Below are 18,132 nucleotides of genomic sequence, written 5' to 3' on the forward strand. Positions count from 1 at the left end.
CGGTCATTTTCGCACTACGAGCCCCCTCCGAGGCCACTCAATACCGTGCGGGCCCGTTCCTCGGCCCGTTCCCCCGCCGCCAGGTCGGGCGTGATGCCCCGGCCGTCGACCGCGTGACCGGCGGGTGTGCGGTAGTGGCCGACGGTCAGCTCCGCGACGGAACCGTCCGGCAGGGCGCTCGGCATCTGCACCGAGCCCTTGCCGAAGGTCCGCGAGCCGACCGTGACCGCCCGGCCCCGGTCCTGGAGGGCGCCGGTGAGCAGCTCGGCCGCGCTCATCGTGCCGCCGTCGATCAGCGCCACCAGGGGCCGGCCGGTGTCGCCGCCCCCCTCCGCGTACACGGCCCGCTGCTCGCCCTCCACGTCGTACGTGGCGACGAGGCCGCCGTCGAGGAAGGCGGAGGCGGCGACGGCGGCCTCCGTGACGAGGCCGCCGGAGTTGCCCCGCAGGTCCAGGAGGACTCCCGCGCCGGCCGGGGCGTCCCGTACCGCGTCCCGTACGCGCGCGCCCGCGCCCTTGGTGAAGGCGGCCACCTTGATCAGGACGGCCCCCTCGTCGAGGCGGCGGACGGTGACCGGGTCCGTCGCGAGCCGGGCCCGGTGGAGGGTCTGCGTCCAGGCGGTGCGGCCGCGCTCGATCCGGAGGGCGACGGCCGAGCCGGGGACCCCGTCGCCGCGCAGCAGGGCGACGACCTCGGAGACGGAGAGCCCGCCGACCGGACGTCCGTCGACGGAGACGAGCCGGTCGCCGGCCCGGAGCCCGGCCCGCTCGGCGGGGCCGCCGGCCTGCACCCGGGTCACCCGGACCCGGCCCTCGGCCGCCCGGCCCGCGGAGAGGCCCACGCCCGTGTAGGTGCCGTCGAGGGCCTGCTCGAACTCGGCGTACTCCCTCTTGTCGTACACCGCGCCCCAGCGGTCGCCGCTGCGGCTGACGAACTCCTCGGCGGCCTGCTTGCCCGACTTCCCGTCGGCCATGGCCGCGGCGGCGGCCCGGTTCAGGGCGGCGCGGTCCACCGTGGCCGTACGGGCGGGGTCCGCGCCCGCACTCTCCTGCCGGGGCAGTGAGCCCGTGGCGGCGGCGGTGGCGAGGACGCCGGTGAAGACCAACGTCAGAACGGCCCCACGGAGCACTCCGCGGGGCCGGATACAGAGGTGGTCGGTGCCGGCCGGCATGGCGCCCACTCTAGGACAAGGGAATGGCGCCGCACGGGCTTTGACCGTACGACGCCATCCGGTGTCAGGGGTGTCTTCTCACACCTTCAGGTACTTGCGCAGCGCGACGAACGCGGCAACGGCCGGCATCAGCAGGCCGATGGCGAGCACCAGCGGCAGCTTGGCGAAGACGGCGTCCCAGCCGATGAAGTTGACCAGCTGCATCTTCTCGGCGAGCGCGATGCCGTGGTCGATGAGGAAGTACCGGCCGACGAGCAGCAGCACACAGGCGACGGCGCCGCCGAGGAGCCCGGCGAAGGCGGCCTCCATGATGAACGGCATCTGGATGTAGAAGCTGGACGCGCCGACGAGCCGCATGATGCCGGTCTCGCGGCGGCGGCTGAAGGCCGAGACGCGGACCGTGTTGACGATCAGCATCAGCGCGATAACCAGCATCAGCCCCATGACGCCGAGGGCGGCGATGTTCATGCCGTTCATCAGGTCGAAGAGGTTCTGCAGGATGTTCCGCTGGTCCTGGACCGACTCGACGCCGTCGCGGCCGGCGAAGGCCGTGGCCACCACCTTGTACTTCTCCGGGTCCTCGAGCTTGACCCGGAACGACTCCTGCATCTGGTCCGGCGTGATGACGGAGGCGATGGCGGTGTCGCTGTACTGCTCCTTGTAGTGCTTGAACGCCTCGTCGGCCGACTCGTGGTGCACCGACTCGACGATGTCCATCTCCTGCAGATCGGCCTCGATCTGCTCCTTCTGCTGTCCCGTCACCGCGCCCTTGGCGCACTTGGGCGCCGTGGCCGCGTCGGTCTTGTTGCAGAGGAAGATGGAGACGTTGACCTTGTCGTACCAGTAGTCCTTCATCGTGCTGACCTGCTCGCGCATGAGCAGCGCGCCGCCGAAGAGGGCGAGCGAGAGGGCCACGGAGACGATGACCGCGAAGGTCATCGTCAGGTTGCGCCGGAGACCGACGCCGATCTCGGAGAGCACGAACTGAGCGCGCATGGGTCTGCTTTCTCCTACTCGCTACGGGCTCAGTGCTGGTATCCGTAGACGCCGCGCGCCTGGTCACGGACGAGGCGGCCCTTTTCGAGCTCGATGACGCGCTTGCGCATCTGGTCGACGATGTTCTGGTCGTGGGTCGCCATGACGACGGTGGTCCCTGTCCTGTTGATCCGGTCGAGCAGCTTCATGATGCCGACGGAGGTCTGCGGGTCGAGGTTGCCGGTGGGCTCGTCGGCGATCAGCAGCATCGGGCGGTTGACGAAGGCGCGGGCGATGGCCACGCGCTGCTGCTCACCGCCGGAGAGCTCGCCGGGCCGCCGGTCCTCCTTGCCACCGAGCCCGACCAGGTCGAGCACCTGCGGCACGGCCTTGCGGATCTCGCCGCGCGGCTTGCCGATGACCTCCTGGGCGAAGGCCACGTTCTCGGCGACGGTCTTGTTGGGGAGGAGGCGGAAGTCCTGGAAGACGGTGCCGAGCTGACGCCGCATGTGCGGCACCTTCCAGTTGGAGAGCCGGGCCAGGTCCTTGCCGAGGACGTGCACCTGGCCTTGACTGGCGCGCTCCTCACGCAGGAGCAGCCGCAGGAAAGTCGACTTTCCGGAGCCGGACGAACCGACGAGGAAGACGAACTCCCCCTTCTCGATCTCCAGGGAGACATCCCGGAGCGCGGGGCGGTTCTGCTTCGGATAGGACTTGGAGACGTTGTCGAATCGGATCACGGATGCACCACGGTCGGCCGGGAGTAGGTGTGCGTGACCTTACGCGAACGGGCACGACCCGCGCAGTCGCGGTCCTGGCTTGCGTGGTTTATCCTTTTCGCCCTTTGGGGCGGAAGGCGGGCAATCCGGCGGGGCGCGCCGAAACGCCCCGGAGCTGGCACAGTGGTAGGGGGAACGTCCGGGCCCCTCCGGACGTTGTCCAGATGTGTATCCCTGTGCGGGAGGAGGAGAGCGCATGACCTACGACCGACTGGTGTGCGCCAACTGCGCGGCCCCGGTCGCCGAGGGCCGCTGCCCCGTCTGCCGCGCGAACCGGGAGCGTCTGACCCCTCAGGGCCTGAGCCCCGCGATGCTGCTGACGCTGGCGATCGCCCTGCTCGCCATGATCGCCCTGCTCGCGGCGGTCCGGACGGCCTGACCGGACGGCCTGGCCGTCCGGATCGATGCGGGCGCCGTCGTCGGCGCCGCACGAGCCGGAAGCATGGCGAAGGGCCGGGGAGATTCACTCTCCCCGGCCCTTCGTCATGCACACACGTTCACGCGCTCACGCGCTCACGCGGTCGATCAGACGGCGGCGCGGCCGCCACCGGCGACGAGGCGCGGCAGCATGCGGAAGCCGATGCCGCCGGCGATCATGGTCGCGGCGCCGATGACCAGGAACGAGGTCTCGGCCGCACCGGTCTCGGCGAGCTCCTCCTTGGCCTGGCCCTGCTGCACGGGCTGCGAGCCGGCGTTGTTGGTGTCGGTGTTGTTGTTGCCGGTGTCCACGCACTCGGCGCCGTCGAGGTCGACGGTGCAGGTGCCGGGGTCGCCGGAGTCGGTGGAGCCGTTACCGCCCTCGTCGGGGGTGACCGGACCGTCGGTGGAACCGGGGTCGGTGGTCTCGCCCGTACCGGGGTCGGTGGTCTCGCCCGTGCCCGGCTCTGTGGTCTCACCGGGGCCCGGCTCCGTGGTCTCGCCCGGACCGGGGTCCGTGGTCGGCGGGACGGTGGTCGGCGGGGCGGTCGTCGGAGGCTCCGTCGTGGGCGGCTCGGTGGTCGGGGGCTCCGTGGTCGGAGGCTCCGTCGTGGGCGGCTCCGTGGTCGGGGGCTCCGTGGTCGGAGGCTCCGTCGTGGGCGGCTCGGTGGTCGGCGGCTCCGTGGTCGGAGGCTCGGTGGTCGGCGGCGCGGTGGTCTCGCAACCGACGTCACCCGGGATGCACGTGGGCACCGGGGTCGGGTCGCCCTCACCGAAGGCGTTCACGGCCTGCGCGGCACCCGCCGCGGTCAGCGAAGCTCCGGCCGCGATCACCGCACCCGCGGCGATGCGCGCGAAACGGATTCGCATCTGCTTGGTCATCTGGCTGCTACCCCCAGTAGCTCATCTCGTCATGGGGCAGCGCTCGGGGCCCGGCGCGGCAGGGGCGACGTCACGACTGGACCGGCCCCCGTTCACACGCGCCCCAGAAATGCGCATGCCAGTACGCCACCCTTCCGAGTTTCCGATGAAGCGTCAAGGTCGTTGCGCGTGCGATGCCCGAAAGATCCACAAGTACCCGGCATGCGACGATGCAACTGTGACGTAAACCCTTAACTCCGGGCCCCGCAAGACCAGTTCCCTTGTCGACAAAGCGCCCCGACAGCCCCACTTCCGCTTGCGCCAGCGAATCGCACGACGGCACGGAACGAGTCCGGGCCCCGCACCGAGAAGGTGCGGGGCCCGGACTCGTACAGCCGAACGGGTCGGCCGAGGAGGCTACTTGTCCTGCTGCTTGCGCCAGCGGATGCCGGCTTCCAGGAAGCCGTCGATCTCGCCGTCCAGGACCGCCTGCGGGTTGCCGACCTCGAACTCCGTACGGAGGTCCTTGACCATCTGGTACGGGTGGAGGACGTACGAACGCATCTGGTTGCCCCAGGAGCTGCCGCTGTCCTTGAGGGCGTCCATCCTGGCGCGCTCCTCCTGGCGCTGACGCTCCAGGAGCTTGGCCTGGAGGACGTTCATGGCGCTCGCCTTGTTCTGGATCTGGGAGCGCTCGTTCTGGCAGGAGACCACGATGCCGGTCGGGAGGTGCGTGATGCGCACCGCCGAGTCGGTCGTGTTGACGCCCTGGCCACCGGGGCCCGAGGCGCGGTAGACGTCCACGCGCAGCTCGGACTCGTCGATCTCGACGTGGTCGGAGGACTCGACGACCGGGAGGACCTCGACGCCCGCGAAGGAGGTCTGCCGGCGGCCCTGGTTGTCGAAGGGCGAGATGCGGACCAGGCGGTGGGTGCCCTGCTCGACGGAGAGCGTGCCGTAGGCGTACGGCGTCTTCACCACGAAGGTGGTCGACTTGATGCCGGCCTCTTCCGCGTACGAGGTCTCGTAGATCTCCGTCGCGTAGCCGTGGCGCTCCGCCCAGCGCAGGTACATGCGCTGGAGGCGCTCGGCGAAGTCGGAGGCGTCGACGCCACCGGCCTCGGCACGGATGTTGACGAGGGCCTCGCGCTCGTCGTACTCGCCGGAGAGGAGCGTACGGACCTCCATCTCGTCGAGGGCCTTGCGGACGGAGATGAGCTCCGTCTCGGCCTCGGCGAGGGTGTCCGGGTCGTCCATCTCCTCGGCGAGCTCGAAGAGCACCGCGAGGTCGTCGATCCGCCCGCGCAGGGTCTCGGTCTTGCGGACCTCGGCCTGGAGGTGCGAAAGCTTGCTCGTGATCTTCTGCGCCGCCTCCGGGTCGTCCCACAGGGACGGGGCCGCGGCCTGCTCTTCGAGCACGGCGATGTCGGCCCTCAGCTTCTCGAGGTCCAGGACGGCCTCGATCGACCCCATGGTCGAGGAGAGGGACTTCAGCTCTTCGGATACATCGACGACTGCCACGCGTCCAGCGTAACGGCTCCGGGCAAGGAGCCGAACCTACGGCCGGAAGGACCGCCGCCGGGGCCGGGAGAGCCGCTCCTACGGCTGGGAGGACTGCTTCGAGTCCTGCGGCGGCGCGTCGCCGTCCCCGGAGGCCGCCAGGTAGCCGCCGGCGCCGATCGCTCCCGCGACCACGACCGCCGCGACGGCGAGGGTGATCCGGCGCTTGCGGACCACGCCAGCCTTGTGGCGGGCCGAGCCGGGACGCCGGGCGCCCGCGGGGCGGGGGGCCCGGGCGGTGCCGAGGGGGCCGCCGGAGAGCTCGTCGGGGGCCGGGACCCGCATGGACGTGTGGGTGTCCCGGTTGGAGTCGGCGGAGGCGCCGGGGACGAGCGGGACCGCGGCCCGGCGCGGCCCGGGCTCACCAGCACCCGGGCCGGTGGCGTACGTCTCCGGCTCGGGCTCCGCCGCCGGCTCCGCGTCCGGCTCGTCCACGTCCAGCGGCGGGATGCCCTTGAGCATCGGCAGGACGTCCTTGAGGCGGGCGGCGAGCTCGGAGGCGCGCAGCCGGGAGGCGGGGGCCTTCGCCAGGCACTGCACGATCAGCTGCCACAGCTCCTCGGGGATGCCGGGGAGCGGGACGACGGTCTCGGTGACGTGGCGGCGCAGGACGGCGCCGGGGTGGCCGCCGCCGAAGGGCGTGAAGCCGGCCAGCAGCTCGTACAGGACGGTGGCGAGGGCGTAGATGTCGACGGCGGCGCGCGGCGGGAGGCCCTCGACGATCTCGGGTGCGAGGTAGTCGGGGGTGCCGATGATCCGGGTGGCCTTGGTGCGGCCGGGGGTGTCGATCAGCTTCGCGACGCCGAAGTCGGTGAGGAGGGCGGGGTGGGCGCCGCCCGGGCCGAGGGGGCCCTCCATGTCGAGCAGGATGTTCTCCGGCTTGACGTCCCGGTGGACGACCCCGGCGGCGTGCGCGGCGGCCAGGGCGTCGGCGACGTCGGCGATGATCGCGACGGCGGCCTCGGGGGCGAGCCGCCGCTCCCGGTCGAGACGGGTGCGCAGGTCGGTGCCGCGCACGAGGTCCATGACCAGGGCGAGGTCGTTGCCGTCGACGACGAGGTCGCGGACCTTGACCACCCGGGGGTGGTCGAGCCCGAGCAGGGCGGTCCGCTCCTGGACGAAGCGGCCGACGAGCTCCTGGTCGGAGGCCAGGTCCTCGCGCAGCAGTTTGACGGCGACGGGCCCCTCGGGCCCCTCGCCGAGCCACACCGTTCCGGCGCTGCCCCGCCCGAGGATCTGGTGGGTGGTGTAGCGGCTGCCGATGTTCCGTGCCAAGACTGCTCCCTCAGCGGCTGCGGTTCGCGTCAAAACTACGCGTCCGCAGCCGCTGGTCGTCACTTCCGAACGGAAATCACCCCTCGGAAGTCGATAAATCGGCAGTATTACTGCCCCGTACCGCCGGTAGTACCCCCGGAGCCGGTCGTCTCGCCGATCGTGGAGATCCAGTCGGTGACCGACGAGATGCCGTCGCCGATGGCCTGCCAGTAGCTCTTGCCCTCGGCGATCCAGTCCTGGAGCGGGGTCAGCTCCCAGACGAGCCAGCCCGCGACCACGAAGAGCACGATCATGACCAGGCAGCCCTTGAGGCAGCCGAGGCCGGGGATCCGCACCGGGTTGGCGCTGCGCTGACGCGGCGGTCGCGGCTCGCGGGGCGCCGGGGCCTGGGGCGGCGGCTGCGGCGGCGTGTACTGCTGCTGGGGCGGCTGCGCGTACTGCTGCGGGGGCGGCGGCGGCGCGTACTGCTGCGGCTGGTGCTGCTGCTGGTACGGCTGCGGCGGGGCGGGGCGCTGCGGCTGGTGCTGCGGCGGCCGCTGCTGTCCGTACTGACCCTGCTGGCCGTACTGCCCCTGCTGGCCCTGCTGGCCCTGCTGGCCCTGCTGGCCGTACTGGCCCTGCTGGCCCTGCTGCTGCGGGCGCTGCGGGCGGCGGCGCAGCGGGTCCTCGCTCGGGTCGAGGTACTGCACCTGCGTCTGCTCGTTGCGGTCGCGGGCCGCGCGCAGCTGGCTCTGCCAGGGGTGCGGGTCCTCGGACTGCGGCGGCTGGGACGGTACGGGCGGCATGACGGCCGTCGGGTCGGCGGCGCCCGACGGGCCGCTGGTCGGCATCACGCTGGTCGCGGCCGCCGGGTCGTACTGCGAGGGGTTTCCGGCGCCGCTGGGCAGCACCTGGGTGGGGTCCGCGGCCCCGGGGGTCTCCGGGACCGGCGCGGGCGCCGGGTCGGGGGCGAGGAGCGCCCCGACGCCGTCCGCCGCCTCGATCTGGGCGGGCGTGGCGTGGACGCCGATGCCGGCGGCGACCGCGCGCAGGCCGCGGGCGAGGTTCTCGGCGCTCGGCCGCCGGTCGGGGTCCTTGCTGAGGCAGCGCTCTATGACCGTCCACAGCGGCCCGGGCACGGTCGAGGGCCGGCGGGGCTCCTCGCTGAGGTGCCGGTGGAGGACCTCGAGGGCGGTGCCGCCCGCGAACGGGGGCCGGCCGGTGACCAGCTCGTACAGGAGGATGCCCGCGCCGTAGATGTCGACGGCGGAGGTCTGCGGGCGTCCCTCGGCGGACTCGGGCGCCACGTACGCGGGCGTGCCGACGAACTCGTGCGTACGGGTCAGGCCCGGGGAGTCCGCGAGGCGCGCGATGCCGAAGTCGGTGAGCATCGGGTGCATCTGGCCGCCCTGCTCCGCGAGCAGGACGTTGGCCGGCTTGAGGTCGCGGTGGACGACGCCGTCGGCGTGGCTGGCGGCGAGCGCGTCGGCGATCTGGGCCGTCAGGAGGGAGGCGGCGACCGGGGTGAGCGGGCCGCTCTCCCTGATGTACCGGTGCAGGTCGGGGCCCTCGACGAGGTCCATGACGAGGGCGAGGACATCGCCCTCGACGACCAGGTCACGGGTGCGCACGATGTTCGGATGGGTGAGCCGGAGGAGCACGGACCGCTCGCGCAGGAAGCGCATCACGATGTCCGCGTCGTTGGCCAGCTCCTCCTTGAGGACCTTGATCGCGACGGTCTCGCCGGGCTGGCCGGCCACGGCCGCCTCGGCGCCCGCCGTCTCCCGCTGGCGGGCTCGCCAGACGGTGCCCGTGGCGCCGCGTCCGAGCGGCTCCTCGAGCAGGTACTTGCTGCCGATAGGCCGCACGTCACGCGCTCCCTGCTGATCGTGGTCCTGGGGTCGGTCTCGTGTTTGTCCCCTGGGTCCCTGTTCTCTGTTGTGACCCGTCCGGGTGTCCAACCCACTTTAGTGCCGCCGAACGGGTCACAGGCCGGTCGTCCACAGGCCGTTTTCCGGGGTCGTGCGCGGGCCCGGCGGAGGCGGGGCTCCGGCCCGGCACGTCGGGAACCGGCCTGGATCGTGTCCGGAACTTGTCCGGAAGAAGACGCTCCGAGGAGCGTGACGGTTGCCGGGCATGCTCCGAAGGCATGACCAACCAGGCATTTTTTGGACCACCGCCGACCATTCAAGATCACTTGTGGCCGACCCGGCGGCAGGTTGTCGGCGGCAGGTGCGAGGATGCCTCCAGCACGTCGCATCGGTGGGGTCGGGAGCCCCCGCGCCGTGCCGACCTGTACCGGGCGACGCGTCCGTGCCGGGTGGGGGGAGATACGGGGCGGTTCCCCTGCCGGGCATCTCGCGCAGAAGGGACCGCTGACGGCGATGCAGATCCGGCTGACCGTCCTCGCGCCGCACGCCGGCCATGGCAGCCACGCCGGCCACGGCGCCGGGCGCGCCTGCGACGTGCTCGTCACGGCCCCCGCCGGGACGGCCCTCGCGGCCGTCGCCTCGGGTCTGGCCGCCGCCGTCACCGGCCCCGACACCTCCGCCTCGGGCACGACCGTGCTCTACGCGGGCGCGGAGCGGCTCGACAGCCGCCGCTGCGTGCTCGGCGAACCCCCGCTCGTCGACGGCGCCGTCCTCTCGCTCCAGGTCCCCGGCCCCGACGACCGGGTCGACGAGGCCGCCTCCGCCCGGTTGCACGTGGTGGCCGGACCGGACGCGGGCGGGGTGCACCTGCTGCACGGCGGACCGATCAGGATCGGCCGTTCCGTCGACGCCGACGTGCCGCTCGACGACCCCGACGTCTCCCGCGCCCACTGCACGGTGACCGTCGGCGAGGACGGCCGCGTCACCGTCTCCGACCTGGGCTCGACGAACGGGACGACCCTCGACGGCGTACCGGTCGGCGACCGCCCGGTCCGGCTCCTCCCGGGTGCGCTGCTGCGCCTCGGCGAGTCCGCCCTCCGCCTGACGGGCCCCGGCGACGAGCCCGGCGGTACGGAGACGGTGGCGACGGCCCCGGACGGCGAGGGCCATCTGCGGGTCGCGCGCGGGACGGCGGCCGGAGCGGATGGAGCGGCCGGCGAGGCATCGTCCGGCGCACCCTCCGGAAGCCAGGGTTCCGGACATCCCGTCTCCGGACATCCCGCCTCCGACCGCTCCGTCTCCGGACATCCCGCCTCCGACCGCTCCGTCTCCGGCCGCTCCGCCTCCGGCCGCCCCGCCTCCGGACACCCGGTCGACGACAGCACCCACGGAGGCGCGCGCGGTGTCCCGTACGGGCACGCGCTCGACGAGCCGTACGACCCCTCCCACTCCTCCCACCGCTCCCCCCACGCCTCACGGGACACCCGCCCCGACGACGCGCACGGCGAGCCGTACGGGACCGGCGCCGGCGGCCACGCGCGCGCGGAGGAGCCCGAGGAGCCCTTCGACGAGGGCCACAACAGGACCCGCCGGACCCGCCCCCAGGGGACCGCACCGGCTCCCGGCCGCGCGGGCGGGAAGCGCGGGCTCGGCGCGTGGGCCCGGCGCCTGACCGGCGGGCGCGAGGAGCTCCCGGCCCCGGCCGCCGACCCCCGTACAGCCCCGGACACCCACGCGGGCGCGCCCGCCGGCGCCCGGCCGGGCACCGACGCGCGGGACGCGGCCACCGGGCCCGTCCCCGCGGCCGACACCTGGCCCGACCCCGCCACCGTCCTGCTCACCGCCCTCGGTCCCGGCCCCCGCCTCTGGGAGCGGCCCCAGGACCACCCCGAGTCGCTCGCGGTCCGGCTCGGCACGACCGACCGCGCCGAGCTCTCCGGGGTGCCGGTCACCGTCGGACTGCGCGAGGCCGGCTCGCTCGGGCTCGCGGGCCCCGCCGACCGGCTCGCCGGCCTCGCCCGCTCGGTCGTGGCCCAGCTCGCCGCCCTGCACTCCCCCTCCGACCTGGAGATCGTGCTGATCAGCGCCGACCGGAACCGCTCCCTGGAGGAGCGGCGGCGCGCCTGGGGCTGGCTCGGCTGGCTCCCGCACGTCCGGCCGGCCCACGGCCAGGACTGCCGCCTGCTCCTGGCGTACGACCGCGAGCAGGCCCAGGCGCGGACGGCCGAGCTGACCCGGCGCCTCGACGACGGCCCGCTCGGCCCCGGCTGGCCCAGCGCCGACCGCGCCTCCGTCGCCGAGGCCGCCGCGCGCCACGACGGACCGGCGACGGTCGTGATCGTGGACGGGGACCCCGGTTCGGCGGCGCTGCGCGAGACGGTCGCGCGCCTTGCGGGCGCCGGGGCCGCCGCCGGCATCCACCTCCTGTGTCTCGCCGAGGCACCCTCCGCGACCCCCGAATCGCCGGTGGCCGCCACCTACGAAACCGCCTGCGCCGCCTCCCTCGCCTTCCGCGAGTGCGGGGCCGCCGCACTCCTGAGCGGCGACGTGGCCACCGCGCTGCGGCTGCTCCGGACCTCCGGCGGGCGGGTCGCGGGCCACGGCACCGTCGGCGTGGTCGACGCGGTCTCCGTCGCCTGGGCCGAGCGGTTCGGCCGGGCCCTCGCTCCGCTGCGGACGGAGTCGGCGGCGGCGCCGCACGGCCGGGCCGCCGCGCTGCCCCCGACGTCGCGCCTGCTCGACGAGCTCGGTCTCGCCCGGGCCACCCCCGCCTCCCTGCTGGCCCGCTGGGCCTCCGCGGGGGACGGCACGGCCGTGCTCGGCACCGGCCCGCGCGGCCCGCTCTCGGTGGACCTCACCCAGGAGGGCCCGCACCTCCTGATCGAGGGGCCCGCGGGCAGCGGCCGCACGGAGCTGCTCCGCTCCATCGCCGCCTCCCTCGCGGCCGGCGGCCGCCCCGACCGGCTCGGCCTGCTCCTCGTGGACGGCGCGGGCGGCGAGCGCGGCGAAGGCCTCGCGGTCTGTACGGAGCTGCCGCACGTCACCGAGCACCTCGTCGCCTCCGACCCGGTACGGATGCGGGAGTTCGCGCAGGCGCTCGGCGCCGAGCTGAAGCGCCGGGCCGAGCTCCTGGGCGACGGCCACTTCGCCGACCGCCGCGGCACGCGCGCGGCGCCCGCGGCCGACCGGCTGATCGGCCAGCGCTCCCCGAGCGCGGCGGAATCCGTGCCCCAGGGCGCTCGCGCGACCGTCCGCGTCGCCGACCCGGGCGACCTCACGGACCGCCCGAGCGGCCGCACCCTCCGCACCGGCGACGGCACGATCGGCTCCCTCCCGAGCACCCGAGGCACGCGCGGCGGCACCTCCGACGGCGACCTCGGCGGCCGCCCGAGCGGCAGGATCACGTACTCGGGCGCGGAGGACCCGAGCGGCCGGTCCAGTGGCCGTGCCCCGTACCCCGGCGCGGACGACCTCGGCGGCCGGTCCAGCAACCGCTCCCCGTACCCCTCCGCCGACGACCTCGGCGGACGCGGCAGCGGACGCGTGGCCCGCGCCGGTGACGGCAGCCTCCACGACCGCCCCAGCGGGCGGACCGTCCGCACCGGCGAGGACGACACCACCACCGGGCAGCCCGGCGGCCGCTCCGCGTACGGCGGGGCGGAGGACCTGGGCGGACGCCCCAGCAGCCGCTCCCCGTACCCCGGCGCGGACGACCTCGGCGGCCGGTCCAGCAACCGCTCCCCGTACCCCTCCGCCGACGACCTCGGCGGACGCGGCAGCGGACGCGTGTCCCGCGCGGGCTCCGGCGACCTCGGCGACCGCGCCGGTTCCCGGGCGCGGTCGGCGGCAGGGGACGGGTTCCTGGCCGACACGCCCAGCGGGCGGCTGCCGCGGCGCGAGGGCGGCGCCCTGGACGACCGGCCGAGCAGCCGCACCCTCCGCACCGGCGACGGCGACCTCACGGACCACCCGAGCGGGCGCGTGCCCCGCGCCGGGGCCTCAGACTTCACCGACCGGCCGAGCGGACGCGTACCGCACCCCGCGAGCGAGCAGGCCGGGACGGCCGGCCAGGGGGCCGTCGGGCGGATCCCTCGGCCCTCGCCCGAGCCCGGGACCACCCGGACCGCCGGGGGCGGGCCGCTGCCGCGGCTCGTCGTCCTCGTCGACGACTTCGACGCACTGGTCGCCCCCGCGCTCGGGGCCTCCGGCCGGCCGGCCGCCGGGTCCGTCGTCCGGGCGCTCGAGGCCGTCGCCCGGCACGGCGAGCGGCTCGGGGTGCACCTCGTCGCGACCTCGGCGCGCCCGGACCGCACCGCCGACACGGAGCTGGCCCACGGGGCCCGGCTGCGGATCGTGCTCGACGCGCCCCCGGTGGCCCCGGGCCCGGACGTACCGGCGGCCGGGCGGGGCAGGCTCGGGCATCCGGACGGGCGCGTGACGCCCTTCCAGGCGGGCCGCGTCACCGGCCGGATCCCCCGGACGGCGACGCTCCGACCGGTCGTCGTCCCGCTGGAGTGGGAGCGGATGGGCGACCCGCCCACCCGTCGCCCGGTCCGCGAGCTGGGCAACGGCCCGACGGACCTGGCGCTCCTCGCGAGCGCCCTGGACCGGGCGGCCCGTTCGGTCGAGGCGACCCCCATACCGCCGCTCGCACCGGCCACCCACACCTGACCGCGCACCCGGCCCGGCGCCCACCCACGCACCCCTGAGGCCACCCACCGGAGCACCCGTCAGCCCACCCGCCGACGCACCCCTCAGGCCACCGCCGACGCACCCGTCAGCCCACCATCAGCCCGCCCGACCGGGCTGACGGCACGTCACGAGGGCATCACGATCGCCCGCTTGACGCGGAAGGCGGTATTGCGGGGCCCCACCACCCGGCGTAGACCTGTCGAGCACGGGACAGCGAAGCACACGGGAGAGACGGGGCAGCAATGCGTACAACTCTTCGTCCACGCAAGGCCGCGGTGACCATGACGGCGCTCACGGCGCTCTCCGCACTGGCCCTCGCGGCCTGCGGCGGCGGCGGGGCGGCCAAGGATCCGAAGGATCCCACGCCCGGACGGGACTTACCCCTCAAGGGCGAGAAGATCGAGGTCGCCGCCGTCTGGACGGGACCCGAGCAGGAGAACTTCACCAAGGTCCTGCGGGAGTTCGAGAAGCGGACCGGTGCGACGGTGACGTTCGTGCCCGCCCAGGACCCGATCGTGAACTTCCTCGGGACGAAGATCGCCGGCGGCTCCCCGCCCGACGTGGCGATGCTGCCGCAGGTGGGCGCGATCCAGCAGGCGGCAGCCCAGAAGTGGCTCAAGCCGGTCGGCCCCGAGGCCAAGGCCCAGCTCGCCGCGAACTACTCGCCCGGCTGGCAGAAGCTCGGCGCGGTCGACGGCACCCAGTACGGGGTCTACTTCAAGGCCGCCAACAAGTCCCTGGTCTGGTACAACACCGCGGTCTTCGAGAACGCGGGCGCGACCGAGCCGAAGACCTGGAAGGAGTTCCTCACCACCGCCGAGACGATCTCGGCCTCCGGCGTCACCCCGGTCTCGGTCGGCGGCGCGGACGGCTGGACCCTCACGGACTGGTTCGAGAACGTCTACCTCTCCCAGGCGGGGCCGGCCAAGTACGACCAGCTGGCGAAGCACGAGATCAAGTGGACCGACCCGTCCGTCGCCGCGGCGCTGACCACGCTCGCCGAGCTCTTCGGGAAGCCGGCGCTGCTGGCGGGCGGGACGAGCGGCGCGCTGCAGACGGAGTACCCGGTCTCGGTCACGCAGACCTTCACCGGCGGCGACCAGCCCAAGGGGGCGATGGTCTTCGAGGGCGACTTCGCCGCCGTCAACATCGCCCAGACGAAGGCGAAGATCGGGACGGACGCGAAGGTCTTCCCGTTCCCCACGGTCGGCAGCGGCACCGCTCCCGTCGTGACGGCCGGCGACGCGGCCGTGGCGCTCAAGGACACCAAGGGCGCGCAGGCCCTGCTCGCCTTCCTGGCCTCCCCGGACGCGGCGAAGATCTGGGCGGCCGAGGGCGGCTTCCTCTCCCCCAACAAGAACCTGGACCCGGCCGCGTATCCGAACGACGTCCAGCGCGAGATCGCCAAGGCCCTCATCGGCGCCGGTGACGACTTCCGCTTCGACATGTCGGACCAGATGCCGCAGTCCTTCGGCGGGACGCCGGGCAAGGGCGAGTGGAAGGCGCTCCAGGACTTCCTGAAGAACCCGAAGGACATCGCCGGGGCCCAGGCGCGCCTGGAGGCGGACGCGGCGAAGGCGTACCGGACCGCCGCGAAGAGCTGAGGCCCCGGCATGCCGAGGACCGACCGTGCCACCGATGCCATCCGTACCGCCCCCATCCGCAGCAACAACAGCAACAACAGCAAGAGCAATCCAAGGAGCAGGCACAGGAACAGGAGCAGGACGGTCGCGGCGGGGTTCCTGCTCCCCGCCCTGCTCCTCCTCGGGGCGCTGGTCGTCTACCCGATCGGGTACTCCGTCCAGCGCTCGCTCTTCGACCGCTCCGGCTCCTCCTTCGTGGGGCTGGACAACTACCTGGCGCTCGTCACCGACGACTCGCTCCGCACCGCCGTACGGAACAACCTGATCTGGCTGGTTCTCGCTCCCGCGGTCGCCACCGCCCTCGGTCTGGTCTTCGCCGTGCTCACCGAACGCGTCCGCTGGGGCACGGCGTTCAAGCTGGTCGTCTTCATGCCGATGGCGATCTCGATGCTGGCCGCCGGGATCATCTTCCGGCTCGTCTACGAGCAGGACCCGGACCGCGGGGTCGCCAACGCCGTCTGGGTCGGGGTCCACGACACCTTCGCCGAGTCCTCCGGCTTCCCCCGGGCCCGCCCCCTGCCCGTGCACCCGCTCAAGGCGGCCGGTGACGGCGCGTACGTCACCAAGGAGGCGGTGCGCGCCGGGGAGCCCGTACGGCTCCCGCTCGTCGGGGTGGCTCCCGGCGGGATGCCGAAGGAGGCCCGCCCGGCCCGCGAGCCCACTCCCCCGGCCGCGGGGGCGATCACCGGAACGGCCTGGCTTGACTTCACCCGGGGCGGCGGGGGGAAGCCGAACGCGGTCGACCCGGCCGAGCTGGGCCTCGCCGGGCTGCGGATCGAGGCGCTACGGGACGGGAAGGTGGTCGCCACGGCCACGGCGGCGGCCGACGGCTCCTTCACCCTGCCCGCCGACCGCGCCGACGGAGCCTTACTCCGGCTGCCCGCGAGCAATTTCCGGGAGCAGTACAACGGTGTGGAGTGGTTGGGCCCCTCGCTCGTCACCCCGGCCGTGATCGGGGCGTACGTGTGGATGTGGGCCGGCTTCGCGATGGTGCTGATCGGCGCCGGGCTCGCGGCCGTGCCGCGCGAGCTGCTGGAAGCGGCGCGGGTGGACGGCGCGAACGAGTGGCAGGTGTTCCGCCGGATCACGGTCCCGCTCCTGGCGCCGGTCCTCGCGGTCGTCCTCGTCACCCTGATGATCAATGTGCTCAAGGTCTTCGACCTGGTCTTCGTCATCGCACCGGGCTCGGCGCAGGACGACGCGAACGTGCTCGCGCTCCAGCTGTACCGCTCCTCGTTCGGTACGGACGCGGATCTCGGGGTCGGCTCGGCCATCGCCGTCGTCCTGCTCCTTCTGGTGCTGCCGGTGATGGCGGTCAACATCCGCCGCATACGAAGGGAGACCCGCCGATGACCTCACCCGCCTCCCGGATCGCGGCCCGCACGGCGGGAGGCGCGGTCCGCGTCTTCCTCGTCCTGGCCGGCCTGTTCTGGCTGCTGCCGACGGTCGGTCTGCTGTTCTCCTCGCTCCGCTCGCCCTCCGACATCGCGGCGAGCGGCTGGTGGGAGGTGTTCACGGCCCCGGCACGGCTGACCACCGAGAACTACACCCACCTCCTCGCGAACGGCACGATCACCGGCTCGCTCCTCTCCACCGTGCTGATCACCGTCCCGGCCACGCTCCTGGTCCTCGTCCTCGGCTCGTTCGCCGGGTACGCCTTCGCGTGGCTGGACTTCCCGGGCCGGGACTGGTGGTTCCTGGCGGTGGTGGCGCTGCTCGTGGTCCCGGTGCAGGTCGCCCTGGTGCCGGTGTCGAAGCTCTTCGGCGCGGTCGGGCTCTTCGAGACGACGCTCGGGGTCGTCCTCTTCCACACCGCGTTCGGTCTGCCGTTCGCGATCTTCCTGCTGCGGAACTTCTTCGCGGAGATCCCACGCGAACTCCTGGAGGCGGCGCGGCTCGACGGGGCGGGCGAGGTGCGGCTGTTCACGCGGGTGGTGCTGCCGCTCGGCGGTCCGGCGATCGCCTCGCTGGGGATCTTCCAGTTCCTGTGGGTGTGGAACGACATGCTGATCGCGCTGATCTTCGCGGACTCGCAGTCGCCGCCGATCACGGTGGCGCTCCAGCAGCAGGTACGGCAGTTCGGCAACAACGTGGACGTGCTGGCGCCGGGGGCGTTCCTGTCGATGGTGGTGCCGCTGTTGGTGTTCTTCGCGTTCCAGCGGCAGTTCGCGTCCGGGGTGATGGCGGGCGCGGTGAAGTAGTCCTCCTCAGGCGCGCAGCGCCGCCACCGCCGCGCGCGCGAGCCCGTCCACGTACCCCTCGGGCAGCGGTGTACGGACGACGACGAGGCGCCAGTAGAGCGGGCCGACGACGAGGTCGAGGGCACCGGCCGGGTCGGTGCCCTCGGGGAGCTCGCCGCGCGCGACGGCCTCGCGGACGATCTGGGCCATGACGCCCTGCTGGCCGTCGAGGAGCGCCTCCCGGATGGCGTCGGCGATCTCCGGCTGCCGCGCGGCCTCGACGAGCAGGTCGGGGATGACCTGCGAGGCGACCGGGTGGCGCAGGGCGTACGAGGCCACTTCGAGCAGCGCGCGCACGTCCCCGTGCAGGGAGCCGGTGGCGGGCACGGGCAGGCCCTGGGCGGCGAAGGCGCCGACGAGGTCGAGGACGAGGGAGAGCTTGGACTTCCACCGCCGGTAGACGGCGGTCTTGCCGACGCCCGCGCGGCGCGCGATGCCCTCGATGGACATGCGGGCGAAGCCGACGGCCGCGAGCTCCTCGAAGACGGCGGCGCGGATGGCCTCGGTCACGTCCTCGCGGAGTACGGCGGCTCCGGCGGGGGCGCGGCGGGGGGTCGGTTCGGTCATGAACGGCATCTTAACCAACGACGACGTTACGACGATACGGTTGCGTTCCGACGTGCGATCGCCCTACCCTCCCCGTAGCGACGATACGGACCCGTTCCATC

The 18,132-nt window shown here is 73.7% G+C and carries 13 protein-coding genes; 5 read left to right on the forward strand and 8 right to left on the reverse strand.

The features are described from left to right. Nucleotides 1-14: 14 nt before the first annotated feature. The 3 genes from OG361_RS15350 to ftsE all read right to left on the reverse strand — a co-directional run bounded on the left by OG361_RS15350 (nucleotide 15) and on the right by ftsE (nucleotide 2,887). Complete coding sequence (locus OG361_RS15350; protein ID WP_405853906.1) at nucleotides 15-1,172, reverse strand: S41 family peptidase; 1,158 nt, start codon at nucleotides 1,170-1,172, stop codon at nucleotides 15-17. Between the two features lie 78 nt (nucleotides 1,173-1,250). Further along, nucleotides 1,251-2,168, reverse strand: coding sequence for a permease-like cell division protein FtsX (ftsX, locus tag OG361_RS15355; protein WP_405853908.1), 918 nt, complete (start codon nucleotides 2,166-2,168; stop codon nucleotides 1,251-1,253). Nucleotides 2,169-2,197: 29 nt separating this feature from the next. Next, nucleotides 2,198-2,887: a cell division ATP-binding protein FtsE gene (ftsE, locus tag OG361_RS15360; RefSeq protein WP_024761477.1), complete on the reverse strand. Its 690-nt coding sequence runs from the start codon at nucleotides 2,885-2,887 to the stop codon at nucleotides 2,198-2,200. Nucleotides 2,888-3,122: 235 nt separating this feature from the next. Here ftsE and OG361_RS15365 point away from each other — a divergent pair, with 235 nt between their 5' ends. Then, on the forward strand, nucleotides 3,123-3,305 hold the full coding sequence (locus tag OG361_RS15365) for a hypothetical protein (protein WP_405853910.1): 183 nt from the start codon (nucleotides 3,123-3,125) through the stop codon (nucleotides 3,303-3,305). Between the two features lie 146 nt (nucleotides 3,306-3,451). Here the strand turns inward: OG361_RS15365 and OG361_RS15370 are convergent, their stop codons facing one another. From OG361_RS15370 to OG361_RS15385, 4 genes are all read right to left on the reverse strand, one after another. Then, the gene (locus OG361_RS15370; protein WP_405853912.1) at nucleotides 3,452-4,225 is read right to left on the reverse strand and encodes an LPXTG cell wall anchor domain-containing protein; all 774 of its coding nucleotides are present in this window, start codon (nucleotides 4,223-4,225) and stop codon (nucleotides 3,452-3,454) included. Between the two features lie 396 nt (nucleotides 4,226-4,621). Continuing rightward, nucleotides 4,622-5,725, reverse strand: a complete 1,104-nt coding sequence (gene prfB / locus OG361_RS15375; protein WP_384563968.1) for a peptide chain release factor 2 — start codon at nucleotides 5,723-5,725, stop codon at nucleotides 4,622-4,624. A gap of 78 nt (nucleotides 5,726-5,803) precedes the next feature. After that, nucleotides 5,804-7,039, reverse strand: a complete 1,236-nt coding sequence (locus OG361_RS15380) for a serine/threonine-protein kinase (RefSeq protein ID WP_405853915.1) — start codon at nucleotides 7,037-7,039, stop codon at nucleotides 5,804-5,806. Nucleotides 7,040-7,146: 107 nt separating this feature from the next. Continuing rightward, the gene (locus tag OG361_RS15385) at nucleotides 7,147-8,886 is read right to left on the reverse strand and encodes a serine/threonine-protein kinase (protein ID WP_405853917.1); all 1,740 of its coding nucleotides are present in this window, start codon (nucleotides 8,884-8,886) and stop codon (nucleotides 7,147-7,149) included. A gap of 516 nt (nucleotides 8,887-9,402) precedes the next feature. On the opposite strand from OG361_RS15385, the gene OG361_RS15390 reads away from it, so the two are divergent. From OG361_RS15390 to OG361_RS15405, 4 genes are all read left to right on the forward strand, one after another. Further along, nucleotides 9,403-13,560 carry an FHA domain-containing protein gene (locus tag OG361_RS15390; RefSeq protein WP_405853919.1) on the forward strand — a complete coding sequence of 1,386 codons (4,158 nt, stop codon included), beginning with the start codon at nucleotides 9,403-9,405 and terminating at the stop codon, nucleotides 13,558-13,560. A gap of 263 nt (nucleotides 13,561-13,823) precedes the next feature. Beyond that, the gene (locus OG361_RS15395) at nucleotides 13,824-15,185 is read left to right on the forward strand and encodes an ABC transporter substrate-binding protein (protein ID WP_405853921.1); all 1,362 of its coding nucleotides are present in this window, start codon (nucleotides 13,824-13,826) and stop codon (nucleotides 15,183-15,185) included. A 9-nt stretch (nucleotides 15,186-15,194) separates the two neighbouring features. Further along, complete coding sequence (locus tag OG361_RS15400; protein WP_405853923.1) at nucleotides 15,195-16,577, forward strand: carbohydrate ABC transporter permease; 1,383 nt, start codon at nucleotides 15,195-15,197, stop codon at nucleotides 16,575-16,577. Then, the gene (locus OG361_RS15405; RefSeq protein WP_405853925.1) at nucleotides 16,574-17,425 is read left to right on the forward strand and encodes a carbohydrate ABC transporter permease; all 852 of its coding nucleotides are present in this window, start codon (nucleotides 16,574-16,576) and stop codon (nucleotides 17,423-17,425) included. The genes OG361_RS15400 and OG361_RS15405 overlap by 4 nt, the downstream gene beginning before the upstream one ends. A gap of 6 nt (nucleotides 17,426-17,431) precedes the next feature. Here OG361_RS15405 and OG361_RS15410 read toward each other — a convergent pair whose 3' ends face one another. Further along, nucleotides 17,432-18,031, reverse strand: coding sequence for a TetR/AcrR family transcriptional regulator (locus OG361_RS15410; RefSeq protein WP_405853927.1), 600 nt, complete (start codon nucleotides 18,029-18,031; stop codon nucleotides 17,432-17,434). Nucleotides 18,032-18,132: the final 101 nt, after the last annotated feature.

The sequence above is a fragment of the Streptomyces sp. NBC_00090 genome, from assembly GCF_045160815.1.
GTDB lineage: Bacteria > Actinomycetota > Actinomycetes > Streptomycetales > Streptomycetaceae > Streptomyces.